Here is a 16,661-nt window from a genome sequence, read left to right as displayed (position 1 = left end):
GGTATGGCGGCCCTTTTTTATGTAGTCCATTCACGAATCTGTCAGTTCAAAATACCACTCGAGGAAGGAATTAAAGCTTTTCCATTGCGAATTCAATTTACCAGCAAAAAAATCCTCCATCTGCCGGCCCAATCCTAAGCCCAACACTTCGTCTGTATTCTTATTATAAAAAAAGCCGAACTCCCCTTCAAAGCTGTCCAACGGAATATATTCTTCAGGCAGATTTAAAACGTCATGAGTTCTCTCCATACCTAACATATAATCCGAAGAATTAATCATAAACCAACAAATCTGATAGATAACCACCAGTTTTTGCTTCTGCAATAATTGACCACTTTTTCCGACAGCATCTCGATTGCTCCTCCGATATAATTATAAACTATCTAAATTATTCCCCAGAGTATATCATAACTCCTCTCCTTATCGTTGTTCGCGGCTTACCTAATTGTGCTTCAAAAGCAAGGCAGGTATGGTCGATAATATGTTAACTGTTAAAAAATTTATCGGAATGGGATATTTTCGAGCTCCCGATCGTGTTGTATATAGGAGGCGAAAAAATGGAAAGCAATTCTTTATTGCGTACGGATAAAGAATTAGCCGAACTCTATCAACGGCATGTAGATGTAGTTTACAGGCTGAGCTATATCTATTTGAAAAATCCCGCTGATGCAGAAGACGCTGTTCAATCTGTATTTATAAAACTTATTCAATCTCAGGTGGTATTCAATGACCATGAACACGAAAAGGCTTGGTTTTTGGTAACCACCCGAAATTACTGTAAAGACGTATTAAAGCATTGGTGGAAATCCCGGCGCGTCGATGCAAAGTCCCTACCGGAGATTTCCTCTTGGAATGGTCAGGAGGCATCTGGAAAAATGCTCGCAAGGCTGCTGTCACTTCCCGAAAAATACAAAACTGTGCTGTACCTTTATTACTACGAGACGTATTCGATAAAGGAAATATCAGAGTTGATAGGATACAAGGAAAGCACGATTCAAACACAGCTAGCCAGAGGCCGGAAGCTCCTTAAAGCGGACTTGGGAGGGAATTATCTTGAGCGACAAACAGATTAATCGGCTATTTGAGGCTCTTACGCCTACATCGGAGCAAAAAGAAAAAATGTTTCATAACATTGTCGTACATAGCCAGAACGAAGCGAAAAGACAGAGCAGGTTTACTCCCGCGAGACGTTTAAGACCCGCGCTGCTGTTTGCCATCCTGTTAGGCTGCTTGACGACAACAGCTTTGGCAGCGGCCTATATCGGGTTAGATGAAGCATTTATAAAATTTCTGAAGCCCGCAAACCAGGAGCAGGCACAATTTTTATCAAATGGCGCCTATATCATCGATAAGCAAATAAAAAATGAAAATGGTACACTTACGATGAAGCAAGTCGTCGGCGATAGTAATCGAACCTATATCCTCATGAACTTTACTGCTCCAAATGGGACTGTGTTAGATGCAGATGAATACCGTTTTGAAAGTACCTATCTTCGCTATGATAGGGCGGGGAAAGATAGGTTCGGATATAGTTATGGGTTCGATGTGCTAGATGATGGACATCCGAATGCCAATAGTATCAGCTTGATCATGAAGATTACGACTAAACATTCATTAGCCGGACGTACATTTGATTTTGAATTCGAGAACTTGCAAATCAGAAATCCCGTTACAAAAGATTTTGAAACGATCATACCAGGAACTTGGAAAACCACTGTTCAGCTAGATTTCAAAGAATACTCTAGCGTGTATCAGATCAACCAAGACATCGACATGTATGGTTATAAGGCCGTGTTAAAAACGATCTCCATCTCGCCAATTTCAATTACGTTAAAGCTTGAGAGCAATTCGCTACGTGAGATTTCCAATACCGCTGACAGAGGGAAAATTGACGGTAAGTCATTGGATAACTTCCCTATCACAATAAACTATAAAGATGGATCCTCAGAGACGACAAACTTTTTTAGTGGATCAGATAATATGGATCTTATAACTGGGCAAATGTTTACGAACAAAACTTTTAAAAATGTTATAAATGATAAGGAAATCAAATCTATTGTATTCTTTAATAAAGAATTTCCAATCAACGACTAAAATTCCCTATTGGTTCAGTTCATAAAATTGACCCCCTTGACATTCAAGGGGGTCATTTTTTAATGATATGAATTTCGCAATATTGCAATCAATCCGACTTTGCATGTGTATTTGGCTAAGACCTAATTAGGAAGTGACGCTTGATACTGTGACCAAAGCGTCTGCACGTCTGTTCCGGTAATCAATTTAATTTGACGTTCCTTCCACAATCTTTTTTCATTTTCTCCTCCAATGTTGTAAGGGATCTGGGTCGCATTTAATTCACGAATGAAGCCTCGTTTTTTCGTATCCTCTATCCAGCGAAGGAAATTCGCTGTCCCCTGCTTCTCCCAGCTTCCTCCCTTTCTCGCGCTATAACGGTCATGGTAGCCCGCTCTATAGCGCAAGCTATCGGCTATTGCCTCTACATCAAAATTACTATATTGATAAACATGACCGATTTCATGATAAAGGATTCCAATTATTTCGTCGCGCAGCGATTTGGCAGGGCTCTCTACAAACTTTTGCAGATACTGCGCACTGAAGCCTACTGTCTTCAGCGTGGCATCTCCCGATGTCCAAGCCACCCCAGGAGCGTCTACTATCGTAACTAATATTTTTTTGACATCTACAGGCGCATCGGCCGGACTCATGTATAACATCTCATGTACTTTACGTGCGACCGCCAATATTTCTTTCTCTGCATTGGGAAGAGCTTTCTTAAATAATTTACCTTTACTCGTTGAATCAAGGTTCTGTACTTCGATTTTTGGGTTGATGGCATGCCCGACATCATTCGTACGCGAGAATTCGACTTCACCCAATTGCATGGAGTTTCCGCTGTGATTTTTCATATTGCTGAGTCTATAGTATTGATACGCTGCGGTATTGTTATCTAAAAGATAATACATGCGCTGATGTCGGACCTTGAAAACCTCATTGCTTTTCTTGTCTATACTAGTCCAGTTCTTATTATCGTTCGATCCTTGAAGAACCCAACTTTTAGGGTCGCGTTCAGGTCTATCATCAGCTGCCGTAAGCGAGTAACCATCAATCGTTACCGGTTCGCCGAAGTCGAATGTGAGCCATGCCGTATTATCTTTTGTAAACCATTTCGTAACGCTAGTCCCGTCCACCAGATTCTCTTTGGTTTGGTTAGGCTTTTTTTCTCCACTGGCCGCAACCTCGGGCTTGGTCGTACTCCATTTCTTTGAGCTGCCATCATATAGCTTGATTTCGGAGACCTGCAGCATTCCGCTTCCATTTTGATTATGAAAGTTATCGAATTTCACAAATTTATACGCTGTGTTATTGGAAAATGAATAGGTTTTCGTTTGATGCCGAGAGGTGAAGCTTTGATTCTGCTGTACGTCCAGTTGAGTCCAGCTAGAGCCGTCATTAGAACCTTTTAACACCCAGCTTTTCGGGTCTCGATATGGCTCGTCCTCCGCAGAAGTAATCGAGTATGAGGTTACGACTTTCGCGTCAGGAAACTCGTATTGCAGCCATGCCGGGCTGTTAAACGTCAACCATTTTGAAAAAATATCTTGATCGAATGCCTTATCCTTCCCTTGATCCGGCGCGAACTCCCCGCTTGCCGTTGCCTTCCCACCTGTAGCTAAATTCGTTGGGATTTTGATTGAAGTTTGTTCCGCTGCCGCTGCCTGAATATGTACGCTGTTGCTGAAGCCTGCTCCTAAGGTAGCAGCTAAAATAAGAATGCCAAATCTCTTCATGCTTCGCCATCTCCTCTTTACTTTGCATTGGGATTGGACCGAATTGAGATGGTTATAATTGCTAATTATACATCAAAAACACATACTGGTAAAATATACAATTCAGCCATTTACATAACCACACCTATTACATTTCACATGACGCAACTATCATGAACAAAATAAAAGAGAGCATAAAATAACCCCCTTAGCATTTAAGGGGGCTCCATCATACATGATATTATTTTCGCCAAAAGGTTGAGCAGTTTGCCTTATCCAAAATATTGAACGCAATCATTTCCTCAAGTAATGAGAAATGAACCGGACTACTCCACGGAATACGAAACAGCTGCTTCGTCTGTTCATAGCCAGCCTGCTCAATTTCATCAGAAAAATGAATAATCCCAGCTCTTTCGGGGCCAACAGCCAAATGATTTTTGGATACACTAAAGCCAATAATAAATGTGCCATGATCGGTAAACATAGGCTGATTCCACGCGATTTTAGGCATTAAGTTCGGAAATTTCTGAATGATCCAAGCCAAAACCTCTTCTGTTCGATCCCGATGCTGTGGGTGCTCAATTTTTTCTAAATATTCTGAAAAAACTTCCATGTCGCTCTCTCCTAAAATGAAAACTTATTTTTACATAACATTATTGTCAGTACACCAATTCCTATCCTTCAGTGCTTTGGTGACGTCCATTTATCAACTGTAGGGATTATTGTTCTATTACACTAGAAACGCTCTGCTGGATAATCATATCCAACAAGTTTTGTTGTTGCAAATGTATGTCAAAATGCTTTCAGGGGATCTTTTCCATTCGACTGGTTGTATAGTATTCTAGCCATAGAAGGAGTGTGGAAAAATCAATGGTAAAACAATTAATCGTCGGAGATGCCTTGCAAGAACTGGCCACAACGCGCCGCATACTGGAGCGCTTACCCGAAGAGCATTTGACGTGGAAGCCGCATGTGAAATCGATGTCGTTAGGCGGGCTAGCCACGCACCTGATTAACCTGCTGAATTGGCAAATCGCAATTTTTCGTTACCCGGAATTCGATCTTTCAACCATGCCGAATCGTCGAGAAGCTTTGGAAAAACGTGTAGACGTGCTGAAGGAATTCGATGCAAATGTCGTGGAGCTTGAAAGGTTGTTAGCTGAATGTGACGAGAACGCCCTTAGCGAGGAATGGACTTTGCGAAACGGTGACCATATCATCCTGCGCCAGCCGCGGGCGATCGCGCTTCGCACATTCGGAATAAGCCACATGATCCATCATCGAGCACAGCTCGGGGTTTATTTGCGGTTACTCGATATTCCGCTGCCAGGCCTCTATGGTCCCTCGGCCGATGAGGAAGGAAAATAAACGAAAATGTACCGAAAAGTCGCAGAGCATCGGCAAACCGCCGGGTAGCTCTGCGACTTTTTTTGAGAATAGAGTTTTTGCCGGGCAGGTGTAAATAAAAAATATTTTTTCAGCCCAAAGCCGCATCCCTATTAGGATTGACCTTTAATCCTGGAAAATTTTCTTAAAAAAGGGGCTTTTCATTTTTAAAAGCTCTGTTATAATACAGATCAACGAATGACAAATCTGTATTATAACAGATAACCTAAATGACTCAGGAGGCGTTTGGAATGGACTGCTACTACTGTCATGGCAATGGAGAAATGGAATGTTTGGAATGCGAAGGACACGGAAAACAGGAGAGCGGCCACCAATGTGGCTCATGCCAAGGGCATGGCATCACGCCTTGCCTGCGCTGCAACGGAAGCGGCAGCCTGGATTACGAATTCAATGAACAAGACTCGATCACGAATATTTTGCAAGCCGCCTATTTGAGTCCGGCTTTCAGCAGAGGGAGGTAATTAGTCATGTCCAAAATGCCCGCTAACAATTGCAAGGAAATTGTTGTACTCGGTCACATGCCTGAACCGTACGCCGAGATTTTGACGCCTGGGGCACTCGAGTTCCTCGGAAAGCTCCATGAACGGTTCAATGCCCGCAGATTAGAGCTTCTCTCTGACCGTGCCGAGCGCCAACGCCGACTGGATGCCGGCGAACTCCCCGACTTCCTGCCGGAAACGAGGCACATTCGGGACGGTGAGTGGAGCGTCGCTCCTGTGCCTTCCGATCTCCAAGACCGACGGGTGGAAATAACTGGCCCCTCCGGGGATGCAAAAATGGTCATCAATGCGCTTAATTCCGGCGCCAAAGGCTTCATGGCCGACTTCGAAGATGCCAATTCCCCGACATGGGACAATTCGATCCGCGGCCAAATCAATATGCGCGATGCCATTCGTCGTACAATCACCTTTACGAGCCCAGAGGGCAAAGCCTACCGCCTGAACGAACAAACCGCTTACCTGTTAATTCGTCCTCGCGGCTGGCATTTGGAGGAGAAACACATTCGCATAGGCGAAGAAAACGCCTCAGGCAGCCTTGTCGACTTCGGACTCTATTTCTACCACAATGCTCGTACCCTCATCGAGAATCAATCCGGACCTTATTTCTATCTTCCCAAGCTGGAGTCCCATCAAGAAGCAAAACTATGGAACGATGTATTCGTGTTTGCCCAACAAGAGCTGGGCATCCCTCAAGGAACGATTAAAGCAACCGTGCTCATCGAGACGATTCTGGCCACATTTGAGGCAGATGAAATTTTATACGAGCTGCGGGAGCATAGCGCCGGCTTGAACTGCGGTCGTTGGGACTATATCTTCAGCTTCATTAAGCGGCTGAACCGTCATAGACATGCGCTGCTCCCCGATCGTTCACAGGTCACGATGACCGTGCCGTTCATGCGGGCGTACACGCAGTACGTCATCCGTACCTGTCACAAACGCGATGCGCATGCCATGGGCGGCATGGCAGCCCAAATTCCAATCCGGCATGACGCCGAGGCTAACGCGAAGGCAATGGAGCAAGTACGCGCCGATAAGCAACGCGAAGCAAATGACGGCCATGATGGAACTTGGGTCGCCCATCCTGGACTCGTTCCGATCGCAATGGAAATATTCAATGAACAGATGAAGGGGCCAAACCAGCTTCAGAAAAAACGCGAAGATGTCCGTGTCACGGCAAACGACCTGCTCGCTATACCAGAAGGCACAATCACCGAACAGGGACTGCGGACGAATATCAGCGTCGGCCTGCAATATATCGAGGCATGGCTGCGGGGATTCGGCGCCGTACCGATCTTCAATCTTATGGAGGATGCGGCGACGGCCGAGATATCGCGCACTCAGGTGTGGCAATGGATTCGTCACCCGGAAGGCCGGCTTACGAATGGAAACGACATCACGCTTGAGCTTGTGTTGAAGCTGACGGAAGAGGAAATGTCCAAGATTGAAGAGCTAATCGGCCAAGATGACTTCGCGGGCCGCAGATTCACTGAGGCGAAGCAATTGTTCGTAAATTTGATTAGCGAAGAAACTTGCAGCGAGTTTCTGACGGTGATGGGCTATGAATTGCTGGGATGAAATCATTGAATATGAGGAGATGGCTGCCGTGACGGATAAGCATACGATTCAACAATTGGAGACGAAATGGAAGGAAGAACGGTGGGAAGGCGTAACGCGCACCTATTCTGCAGATGAAGTGATCCGGCTTCGCGGTTCTGTTCAGGTGGAGCATACGTTAGCCCAGATGGGAGCCGAACGGCTCTGGCATCTGCTGCATACCGAAGAATTCGTGCCCGCGCTTGGGGCATTGACAGGGAATCAAGCCGTGCAGCAGGTAAAAGCCGGCTTGCAGGCCATATACTTAAGCGGATGGCAGGTTGCCGCAGACGCCAACCTGTCGGGACATATGTATCCCGATCAGAGCTTATATCCGGTCAATAGTGTGCCGCAGGTCGTGAAGCGGATTAATCAAGCCCTGCAGCGGGCCGACCAAATCCAACATGCGGAAGGTAAAAATGAAACCTACTTTTTTGCCCCGATCGTAGCAGATGCCGAAGCAGGATTCGGAGGGTCGCTCAATGTATTCGAGCTAATGAAGGCGATGATTGAAGCAGGAGCTGCAGGCGTACACTTCGAAGATCAACTATCTTCGGAGAAAAAGTGCGGGCATCTCGGCGGCAAGGTGCTCCTGCCTACGCAGCAAGCCGTTCGCCATTTGATCGCCGCCCGCTTGGCTGCCGACGTTATGGGCACGGACACCTTGATTATCGCACGTACTGACGCCAATGCGGCCCAACTGCTGACGAGCGATGTCGATCCGTACGATCGGCCATTCCTGACAGGACAGCGTTCTCCGGAGGGCTTCTATTATACGCGTGCTGGGATTGAACAGGCGATTGCGCGCGGCCTCGCCTATGCGCCTTATGCAGATCTCGTCTGGTGCGAGACGTCCGAGCCGAACATCGATGAGGCACGGCAATTCGCCGAAGCGATCCATGCCCAATATCCAGGCAAGCTGCTTGCCTATAATTGCTCTCCTTCCTTCAACTGGAAGAAGAAGCTGGACGATAAGGCAATCGCGGGCTTCCAGCGCGAGCTTGGACGCATGGGATACAAGTTCCAGTTCGTGACACTAGCCGGTTTCCACGCGCTCAATTACAGCATGTTCGAGCTGGCGCAAGGCTACAAGGAGCGCGGCATGGCCGCCTACTCTGACCTGCAGCAGGCTGAATTCGCCTTGGAACAGCTCGGCTATGAAGCGGTTAAGCATCAGCGCGAGGTCGGCACAGGCTACTTCGACGAGGTGGCACAAGCGATTTCGGGCGGTATTTCATCTACGACCGCCTACACAGACTCGACGGAAGCAGAGCAGTTCACGTAAGGGGATCCGATTCAAACCCATTTTTGAACATAGAGTCAAATTAGCTAAACGCCCCGTTTTGAAATCACTCCCACTTGCTGCCCGCTGCTCTGCAACCTCGCCTTCGCTGCTATAAGCAGCTTTCGTAACACGAAGCTCGCTACGGAAGCACAAAACCTCAGTTCCACCGCAACCTCCCCGGGGCATACAAGGATGGAGCCGTCTCACAGGTCATTGAACAATGGCATAGAGACGGCTCCATTTTTTCATTCAGCAGCCCCTTTCCCTAGCGCATTTGTACCGTTTCCCTATCGTTGCTAGTGGATTCAGCCCATTCTTTACTCCCTTTTATATCTGCTTCTTTCGCACACCTCGCTAATCAACTCTCCAAAACTATCACTGGATGACAAATGCTTCAAAAAGCTATTTACTAGCAAATATTTAATTTACATAGTTGTAAATATTAGGTTTATATGGTAAATGTATATGTATAACATCATGCTAACTGTCCCCCTCAACACGCCATTCCGTCAACACACCACAAAAATCTCCTTTTGAATCTTCATGAATCCAGCAATGCTAGAACAGAAAGAATAGCGGAATTTTGAGAGCAACTGTATTTGAAAGCGATTACAAAACTAGATAGGAGGCATTTTATGAGCCGTAAACTGTCAAGCTGCGTTTTGCTACTCTTTATTCTTTGTTACTCTATTCTTCCTAACAACTTGCCGTCTGTTCACGCGCAGGCCGACGATGCCATTGTCAACAATATCATTGCTAACAATGACTTCCCTATCGTGCTGGTTCATGGATTTGGAGGCTGGGGAAGAGACGAAATGTTTTCGTTTAAATACTGGGGCGGATTGGGCGATATTCAAGGACAATTAAGGAAACACGGTCATTCCGTATATACAGCTGCGATAGGGACGGTATCGAGCAATTGGGATCGTGCCTGTGAGTTGTATGCGCAAATTAAAGGGGGAACCGTAGATTACGGTCAAGCCCACTCGGAACTGTATGGTCACGAGCGATTTGGCAGATCGTATGAAGGGATGTATCCATCATGGGGAGAGATCGACCCGAATACGGGGCGTCCGAAGCAAATTCATGTAATTGGACACAGCATGGGAGGACAAACTGCACGCATGCTGATTCATCTATTGGAAAAAGGTGATGCTGCTGAACGTGCTGTCACCGATGCATCTGATCTATCCCCGTTGTTCAGTGATCAACCCCTTCCGTATGTCAGCAGCCTAGTTTCCCTCGCCGCGCCGCATGATGGCACCAGCTTTACGCATTTTGTAGAGGGAGTAGTTCCCTTCATCCATCAGCTGATTGGCTTGATTGCCGCAGCTTCTGGCAATGCCGAGCACCCCCTATATGATTTCAAATTGGATCAATGGGGATTGAAGCGAATGCCCGATGATTCCTTTTTCGATTATTTCCAACGGGTAATTAACAGTAAATTTTGGAGAATATCAAAAGACAGCTCCCTGTGGGATTTAAGTCCTGACGGGGCCAAACAGTTCAACGAGCAAATACAGGCAAATCCGAGCGTCTACTATTTCTCGATCGCCACCAACAAATCATATCGTATCCCGCTATCCGGATGGCATGCGCCAAAGCTGCTCATGAATCCGTTATTGCTGCCGCCGAGCTATTTTGTCGGTTCCTTTTCGTTCGATTCCCCAGGGCATGTAGTCATCGATGAGGAATGGTGGCCAAATGATGGGCTGGTAAATACGATTTCCATGGACGGCCCGAAAAACGGATCAAACGATCAAATCATTACTTACCAAGGAAAGCCGCAGATTGGAAAATGGAACTACTTAGGACTCATGGATTCCTGGGATCATCTCGATATCGTTGGATTGGGCCTAAAAAATACGGGAGATTTTTTTCTTGACTTAGCGGATATGCTGACCGACCTGCCTCCGGCAGGCTGATGAAACAAATAAAGTGTTACCTTGACTTCAACATAAAACCAGCGGCAGTCTCCAACTGAAAAATACAGTCTTAGGCTGCCGCTATTGCTTTTTAACACTTAAAAATTTTCACAATGTAAAATCAGTAAGTCCTTTTTCTGAAATTACTTGTATTCCGTTTCTCTGAAGTAAAGCAGTTGCCACTCCATTCCCAACAACTTTCTTACCTTTAAATTCACCATTATAAATCATCGAACTTCCGCAAGAGGGGCTGAACTCCTTTAGAATAACTACGGTTGCACCGACCTCATGAGCTTTTTTTAGCGTATCATAAGCTCCTTTTATATACTGTGCTGTAACGTCTCTGCCCGACTTCTCGACCACATAAGCCTTACCGTCAAGCACATCTTCCCCTCAACCGCCAACGATCTCAGCTGGCTCCCTTGGAGTCGTAAAGCCCCCAAGCAATTCTGGACATACTGTTATCGCTTGGTCTGCTTCTAACAATTGGAGTATCTTTGAATCTAAACAATGTGTACCATTATATCTCACCTCTAAGCCTGCTAAGCAAGAGCTCACTAATATCATTTATATCACCTCTATATATCGCGGAAAATAAGATTTCTGCATCCACGATTACTCCAACGATGTGTGGTTCGAAATTGCTTGAATAATCGTATCCCAATCGTCGAAGTGTATTTCGTGCCCCGTTCCATCAAGCGTTAATAAGGATGCATTCGGTATTTCCTCAGCAAGTGCAACACCATGTTCTAATGGAAGAATCGTGTCATCCGTACCGTGAATAACCAAAGCAGGCACATTGATTTCTTTTAACTTCCCTTCGTAGGCGTCATCACCTGTAAGCAGTGCGTGATTAAACATACTGAGCAGATTATTAGCTCGTTCGATTTCGCGCATTACTTGCTTATACACTCTATTCTCATCGAAGTCATGCTTGGAACCACAAAGCAGGCTAGAGCCTTTGACCAGGTATTTTGCAACCGCCTCTTCATCCGACCAATCCAGTGCTGCTCCATCCGCATGATAAGCAAGTATCTTTTCATCCATCGGAGGCAAGCCCCTGTCGATGTCATCAGATCCAAAAATAGATGAGGCAATCAAAGTCATGCTGAGAACTCGTTGAGGATATTTGACAGTGATTATCTGTGCAATCATGCCACCTAGTGACAATCCGACGAGATGCGCTCGGTCAATTCCGTATGAATCAAGCACCCCAACTGCATCATCAGCCATGTCTGCCACGGAATATTGGGACTTCCCCGGTGGATAGGTCGTTGTACGTCCCACATCTCGGTTATCAAATCGTATCACATAACGGCCCGAGTCAGCCAAACATTGGCAGAATTCATCATCCCAATAAACCATAGAACACATGGCTCCCATAATCAACAGGACGGGTGGATGAGTTGGACTGCCAAAACTCTCTGTGCATATCTCAATTCCATTGATTTTTCTTATCTTTTCACTCATGAGTACTCCTCATTTCATTCGAATTATTTATTTAAAAAAGCACACTCAAATAAACCCATACATCTTTCAAAAAAAAATAATGAGAGTAGTTGAACTATGCTTCAAATTAACGTAAACGAATGAATTTGATAATCATGAGAAGCTCTCTCCTTTAAAAGAAAATTGGTTTTTGATACCAATTCCAATTTTACCATATCCGCTGCAATATTTTCAGTAATTTATCAAATAAGAACATGGACAATACCGATTATCATTTATAAAGAAGAACCTTCTGCCCTAGGATACGCCTTATATGGAGGATTGGTGAGTGTCGGCTTTGCATTAGTGAGGTCAACCCGAACAAGAGTTACGAACTATGGAACAATCTCAAACACAGTTCCTTGGTGCCGATCAGCCACTTTTACAGAACCATAAACCCCTAAATACAGTCTGGATTGACTCAGATTCGATCCCAAACTAACATAATAAGCGGATTGAGACCCAAAATCATAATCCGTTTCAATCACACTAAAATCACTTTGTTTACAATCTGTTCTTACCCTGGTATAAGCTAAAACTCCTCTAACTGGAGGGGGAGATCCTTCATTTCTGGCGAGATCGGTAAACACAACACTTCCCGTTAAACCGGGGATTGCATTTCCCATATAGGTCTGGACCCCAGTAAGGGCAGTTCCTCCAAACTTATCGGTTCGGGGATCTTTATGAAAATAACTAATGAGGGGCGGAAGACGCCGCACTGAAGTTGTGATCGCTTCATCGTAATAAGAAATTGTCTTCTCATCCAAAGCCGGATCTGCAGAACAGCCTGTAATGAACGAAGTAGGAAAAGCGCCTTCCCACCCTCGCCAGCCAAAGTTAATAAATCCTTCTTGGTCAAGTACAGAATTCGTCAAAGTCGAAGAAGCTTGAACAAGCTGAGTAACCGGTATGGGTTTATAATGAATGAATGCAAAAATTGACTCTACGAGATCCTGTCCGACACTTCCTACGTATTTGATGTACTGATTATAAGATACCCTTTGAAATGCAATTCCTGGCAGATTGCGGCCCCCTTTGGCCATTACCGTAAGTGTTTCCTGAATAGACACAGGCAGCTCATTAAAACGTGTAACTACGGGCGGATTATCGATAAATGTAGGTTTGGAAATATCAATTTCAATGATTTTACCCGCGATTTCCATATCCGTTTGGCTTAAATTAAATGGATCATAGCCTGATCCGCCATCTCCGGTTGTCAAAATAAGTTTTCCTGTTTCAGGTGAGAAGTTTAAGCTATTGACGCCATTATGATTTAAAAATGGTCTTCTTATATTTAGTAATGTCCGCCGTTTTTGAGGTTGTCCATTCGCATGTAGAATCCATTCCTCAACGGTATCAATATGATCATAATGCGTTTCTCTATTTAACCACTTCAAGTTTAGGGTTTTAGGATCACACGGGTTCGGCTTAAAAGATTCAAATTCACCTGGAAGAGAACCAGGGCCTTGGGTTCCCGCTACTGAATAATGGAGATAAAACAGACCATTAAAATAAAAATCAGGGTGAAAGGCTAGCCCTATCAATCCCCGTTCATCATACCCACCATTAGAGACACCTAGTGTTATGATTCGTGAGCGAATATCTAAAAAAGTTTTTATATCCCCGTCCCCTATGTAAAAGATCTCACCTACTTGAGTTGCAATAAATAATCTTTCAATTGATTCACCCGGAAGGATCGCTGTTTTCAAAACAGTGGGCATATTTAACTTGCTTACAATGGGCCGTAAGCCAACCTTAACTTTCATCAAATAACGGAGCACCCCTTCATATTTTTTTATATGAGTATGATTCGAGCCGTTCTATTAGTACCGACTTAGAGCCAGCCTGAAGGCCGGTATATAAAAAGGGCTCTGCCTCCATTGCGGAAAGCAAAGCCCTTCTCATTTATTGGTTCTTACACATATGTCCTCTATCTACATAACCAAACTCCGAATATCCCCTTACTTAAGCTGTTCATTCAACACACTATCTTCTAAAACAGCAAACTTATCTCCATATACTCTCGTTAAATGCTTTTCACCCCATGCACATAGTGCACTTAGAATCCCTTCTAAGCTCTGTCCATATTCACTAAGCTCGTATTCCACTCTTGGTGGAACTTGATTGTACACGATACGATTGATGACCCCATCCTCTTCAAGCTCGCGCAGCTGTTGGGTAAGCATTTTTTGGGTGATATTTGGCATGAGGCGCTTTAATTCGCTTGTCCGTTTTTTCCCGTGAGTCAGATGGCATAGAATCACACATTTCCACTTGCCACCTAAGACTTCTAATGTCGCTTCAACAGAGATATTGTATTTCTTTTTTTGCATCTTGGTTCTCCTCCTTCTTATAGGCACTAAAAAGTACCTATGTTACTTTTAGGTTTCTATATAACTTAAAAGTGCGTACTTTTCTTTATGGACGATATATCTCATAATAACATTTGCCGGCCGATGAATACCATACTTTCTTAAAAATCAATATAACATTTTGAGACGGATGCACTTCAAAATTTATTATTCGCTGGAAAGAAAGTTCCCATTTATATAACAGAAAAAAGGAGGAGATAATATGGAACTAAGTAAAAAGCAAAGCATGTTAGCATTGCTTGCCTTGGCTGTAAGTGCTTTTGCAATCGGGACAACTGAATTCATCAGTGTCGGGTTGCTGCCGCTTATTGCAAATGATTTACGTATTCCCGTAACAACGGCCGGATTAACGGTGTCCTTATATGCGTTAGGAGCAACGTTTGGAGCTCCGATTTTGACAGCTTTGACATCAAGTATGTCACGTAAGAAGTTATTACTTTGGATCATGATTGTCTTTATTATCGGCAATACTGTTGCTGCACTCTCCACGACAATCGGGATATTGCTAGTAGCACGTGTGATCTCCGCATTTTCACATGGGGTCTTCATGTCAATAGGATCGACAATTGCTGCCGATTTAGTTCCAGAAGACCGCAGAGCTAGTGCGATTTCCATTATGTTTACAGGTCTTACTGTCGCTACGGTAACTGGTGTTCCATTTGGGACATTTATTGGACAGCAGCTAGGTTGGAGAACAGCCTTTATTACTATTGTTATCATTGGTGTTATTGCCATAATTGCAAATAGCATTCTTGTTCCATCTAATTTGCGTCAAGGAGTAAAAACTTCTTTTCGTGATCAGCTTAAACTAGTGACAAATGGTCGGTTATTGCTTTTGTTCATCATTACAGCATTAGGATATGGCGGAACATTTGTCGTCTTTACCTACTTATCACCTTTGCTTCAAGACATCACTGGGTTTAAAGAAGGAACGGTAGCTATCATTTTGTTAGCTTACGGTATCGCGATTGCGATTGGGAATATGATTGGAGGTAAGTTATCGAATCAAAACCCAATTGGTGCATTGTTCTATATGTTTATCGTACAAGCAGTCGTCTTATTTATTTTGATGTTTACAGCACCATTTAAAGTGGCTGGATTGATAACGATTCTGTTGATGGGGCTGTTAGCATTTATGAATGTGCCAGGCTTGCAAGTCTATGTTGTAATACTGGCTGAGCGCTTTGTTCCTAGTGCAGTTGATGTGGCATCGGCAATCAATATTGCTGCATTTAATGCCGGGATTGCGATAGGTTCCTTTGTAGGCGGTGTTGTTACAGACTCGATAGGACTTATCCATACAACTTGGATTGGAGCACTTATGGTATTAGCGGCTACAGTCTTAACTGGATTTAGCAGAGCTATGGAACGAAAAGATCAAACAAGCAAAATCTAATAAAAATTTTTGGAGGTTTTCATTATGGTGGCAAAAAATTTGCAAGATACAACAACTTTGAATAACGGCGTGAAAATGCCTTGGTTTGGACTTGGAGTTTTCAAAGTCGAAGAAGGCCCTGAATTGGTGAACGCAGTAAAAACAGCGATTAAACATGGATACCGCAGTGTAGATACAGCAGCGATTTATGGCAATGAAGAAGGCGTTGGCCAAGGGATCCAAGATGGCTTAAAAGAAGCAGGCATTTCAAGAGAAGAGCTATTTGTCACTTCTAAGGTTTGGAACGCAGATTTGGGATACGAATCTACGATTGCTGCTTATGAAACAAGCTTGAAGAAACTCGGTTTAGAGTATTTGGATTTGTATTTGATTCATTGGCCAGTTGAAGGAAAATATAAAGATGCGTGGAGAGCGTTGGAGACTCTTTATAAAGAAGGCCGCGTAAAAGCAATTGGTGTAAGTAATTTCCAAATTCATCATTTGGAAGACTTGATGAAGGATGCTGAAATTAAGCCGATGATCAACCAAGTAGAATACCATCCGCGCTTAACGCAAAAAGAGCTGCAAGCATTTTGCCAAACCAACGATATTCAGTTTGAAGCATGGTCACCATTGATGCAAGGTCAGTTGCTGGACAACGAAGTTATTCAGGGAATTGCGAACAAGCATAATAAATCTATTGCTCAAGTTATTTTGCGTTGGGATTTGCAAAACGGGGTTGTTACGATTCCAAAATCAACAAAAGAGCACCGAATTGTTGAAAATGCAAATGTGTTTGACTTTGAACTGACGAAAGAGGAAATGGAGATCATTGATGGATTAAATCAGAACCATCGTGTAGGTCCAGACCCAGATAATTTTGATTTTTAATGAATAAGAACTCGGAGTCTGAGTTTTCCCCGTGTAG

General features: G+C 44.1%; 15 protein-coding genes and 1 pseudogene. 9 read left to right on the top strand and 7 right to left on the bottom strand.

The annotated features are described in order from the left end of the window. Positions 1-30 precede the first annotated feature (30 nt). Positions 31-324, bottom strand: coding sequence for a hypothetical protein (locus ABN764_RS09305; RefSeq protein ID WP_446671680.1), 294 nt, complete (start codon positions 322-324; stop codon positions 31-33). Positions 325-557: 233 nt separating this feature from the next. Here ABN764_RS09305 and ABN764_RS09300 point away from each other — a divergent pair, with 233 nt between their 5' ends. Next, positions 558-1,073: an RNA polymerase sigma factor gene (locus ABN764_RS09300; protein ID WP_044354195.1), complete on the top strand. Its 516-nt coding sequence runs from the start codon at positions 558-560 to the stop codon at positions 1,071-1,073. Then, positions 1,054-2,094: a hypothetical protein gene (locus ABN764_RS09295; RefSeq protein WP_446671679.1), complete on the top strand. Its 1,041-nt coding sequence runs from the start codon at positions 1,054-1,056 to the stop codon at positions 2,092-2,094. The genes ABN764_RS09300 and ABN764_RS09295 overlap by 20 nt, the downstream gene beginning before the upstream one ends. 122 nt (positions 2,095-2,216) lie before the next feature. Here ABN764_RS09295 and ABN764_RS09290 read toward each other — a convergent pair whose 3' ends face one another. After that, positions 2,217-3,809 (bottom strand): basic secretory protein-like protein, encoded by a 1,593-nt coding sequence (locus tag ABN764_RS09290; RefSeq protein WP_446671678.1) that lies wholly within the window; start codon positions 3,807-3,809, stop codon positions 2,217-2,219. A 220-nt stretch (positions 3,810-4,029) separates the two neighbouring features. After that, positions 4,030-4,401 (bottom strand): iron chaperone, encoded by a 372-nt coding sequence (locus tag ABN764_RS09285; protein ID WP_072727650.1) that lies wholly within the window; start codon positions 4,399-4,401, stop codon positions 4,030-4,032. Between the two features lie 257 nt (positions 4,402-4,658). Between ABN764_RS09285 and ABN764_RS09280 the strand changes: the two genes are divergently transcribed. From ABN764_RS09280 to ABN764_RS09260, 5 genes are all read left to right on the top strand, one after another. Beyond that, a complete protein-coding gene (locus tag ABN764_RS09280; protein ID WP_446671677.1) occupies positions 4,659-5,156 on the top strand; it encodes a DinB family protein in 498 nt (165 codons plus the stop codon). Between the two features lie 269 nt (positions 5,157-5,425). Beyond that, entirely contained in the window at positions 5,426-5,656 is a 231-nt protein-coding gene (locus tag ABN764_RS09275; protein WP_021254037.1) for a hypothetical protein, read from the top strand. Positions 5,657-5,662: 6 nt separating this feature from the next. Beyond that, positions 5,663-7,270, top strand: coding sequence for a malate synthase A (aceB, locus tag ABN764_RS09270; protein WP_446671676.1), 1,608 nt, complete (start codon positions 5,663-5,665; stop codon positions 7,268-7,270). A gap of 19 nt (positions 7,271-7,289) precedes the next feature. After that, positions 7,290-8,573, top strand: coding sequence for an isocitrate lyase (aceA, locus tag ABN764_RS09265; protein WP_446671960.1), 1,284 nt, complete (start codon positions 7,290-7,292; stop codon positions 8,571-8,573). 635 nt (positions 8,574-9,208) lie between these two features. After that, the gene (locus tag ABN764_RS09260; RefSeq protein WP_446671675.1) at positions 9,209-10,498 is read left to right on the top strand and encodes an esterase/lipase family protein; all 1,290 of its coding nucleotides are present in this window, start codon (positions 9,209-9,211) and stop codon (positions 10,496-10,498) included. A 108-nt stretch (positions 10,499-10,606) separates the two neighbouring features. Here ABN764_RS09260 and ABN764_RS09255 read toward each other — a convergent pair. The 4 genes and pseudogenes from ABN764_RS09255 to ABN764_RS09240 form a co-directional block, all read right to left on the bottom strand. Continuing rightward, positions 10,607-11,065 (bottom strand): annotated as a pseudogene (locus ABN764_RS09255) (2-thiouracil desulfurase family protein). Between the two features lie 48 nt (positions 11,066-11,113). After that, a complete protein-coding gene (mle, locus tag ABN764_RS09250) occupies positions 11,114-11,968 on the bottom strand; it encodes an alpha/beta fold macrolide esterase (protein WP_446671674.1) in 855 nt (284 codons plus the stop codon). Between the two features lie 353 nt (positions 11,969-12,321). Then, the gene (locus ABN764_RS09245; RefSeq protein WP_446671673.1) at positions 12,322-13,755 is read right to left on the bottom strand and encodes a PQQ-dependent sugar dehydrogenase; all 1,434 of its coding nucleotides are present in this window, start codon (positions 13,753-13,755) and stop codon (positions 12,322-12,324) included. 192 nt (positions 13,756-13,947) lie between these two features. Further along, entirely contained in the window at positions 13,948-14,319 is a 372-nt protein-coding gene (locus ABN764_RS09240; protein ID WP_072727655.1) for a winged helix-turn-helix transcriptional regulator, read from the bottom strand. A gap of 241 nt (positions 14,320-14,560) precedes the next feature. Between ABN764_RS09240 and ABN764_RS09235 the strand changes: the two genes are divergently transcribed. Next, entirely contained in the window at positions 14,561-15,754 is a 1,194-nt protein-coding gene (locus ABN764_RS09235) for an MFS transporter (RefSeq protein WP_446671672.1), read from the top strand. A 24-nt stretch (positions 15,755-15,778) separates the two neighbouring features. Further along, complete coding sequence (gene pgoN / locus ABN764_RS09230; protein ID WP_446671671.1) at positions 15,779-16,624, top strand: glyoxal/methylglyoxal reductase; 846 nt, start codon at positions 15,779-15,781, stop codon at positions 16,622-16,624. Positions 16,625-16,661: the final 37 nt, after the last annotated feature.

It is taken from the genome of Paenibacillus wuxiensis, from assembly GCF_040195695.1.
In the GTDB taxonomy this organism is placed as follows: Bacteria; Bacillota; Bacilli; order Paenibacillales; family Paenibacillaceae; genus Paenibacillus_B; species Paenibacillus_B suaedae.
This window is presented reverse-complemented; position numbering and strand designations above follow the sequence as displayed.

Excerpts from the sequence above, each read along its gene's own strand:
- ABN764_RS09300 (WP_044354195.1), top strand. The coding sequence starts at position 558 with ATGGAAAGCAATTCTTTATTGCGTACGGATAAAGAATTAGCCGAACTC.
- ABN764_RS09290 (WP_446671678.1), bottom strand. The coding sequence starts at position 3,809 with ATGAAGAGATTTGGCATTCTTATTTTAGCTGCTACCTTAGGAGCAGGC.
- ABN764_RS09285 (WP_072727650.1), bottom strand. The coding sequence starts at position 4,401 with ATGGAAGTTTTTTCAGAATATTTAGAAAAAATTGAGCACCCACAGCAT.
- ABN764_RS09280 (WP_446671677.1), top strand. The coding sequence starts at position 4,659 with ATGGTAAAACAATTAATCGTCGGAGATGCCTTGCAAGAACTGGCCACA.
- ABN764_RS09275 (WP_021254037.1), top strand. The coding sequence starts at position 5,426 with ATGGACTGCTACTACTGTCATGGCAATGGAGAAATGGAATGTTTGGAA.
- aceB (WP_446671676.1), top strand. The coding sequence starts at position 5,663 with ATGTCCAAAATGCCCGCTAACAATTGCAAGGAAATTGTTGTACTCGGT.
- aceA (WP_446671960.1), top strand. The coding sequence starts at position 7,290 with ATGGCTGCCGTGACGGATAAGCATACGATTCAACAATTGGAGACGAAA.
- ABN764_RS09260 (WP_446671675.1), top strand. The coding sequence starts at position 9,209 with ATGAGCCGTAAACTGTCAAGCTGCGTTTTGCTACTCTTTATTCTTTGT.
- mle (WP_446671674.1), bottom strand. The coding sequence starts at position 11,968 with ATGAGTGAAAAGATAAGAAAAATCAATGGAATTGAGATATGCACAGAG.
- ABN764_RS09240 (WP_072727655.1), bottom strand. The coding sequence starts at position 14,319 with ATGCAAAAAAAGAAATACAATATCTCTGTTGAAGCGACATTAGAAGTC.
- ABN764_RS09235 (WP_446671672.1), top strand. The coding sequence starts at position 14,561 with ATGGAACTAAGTAAAAAGCAAAGCATGTTAGCATTGCTTGCCTTGGCT.
- pgoN (WP_446671671.1), top strand. The coding sequence starts at position 15,779 with ATGGTGGCAAAAAATTTGCAAGATACAACAACTTTGAATAACGGCGTG.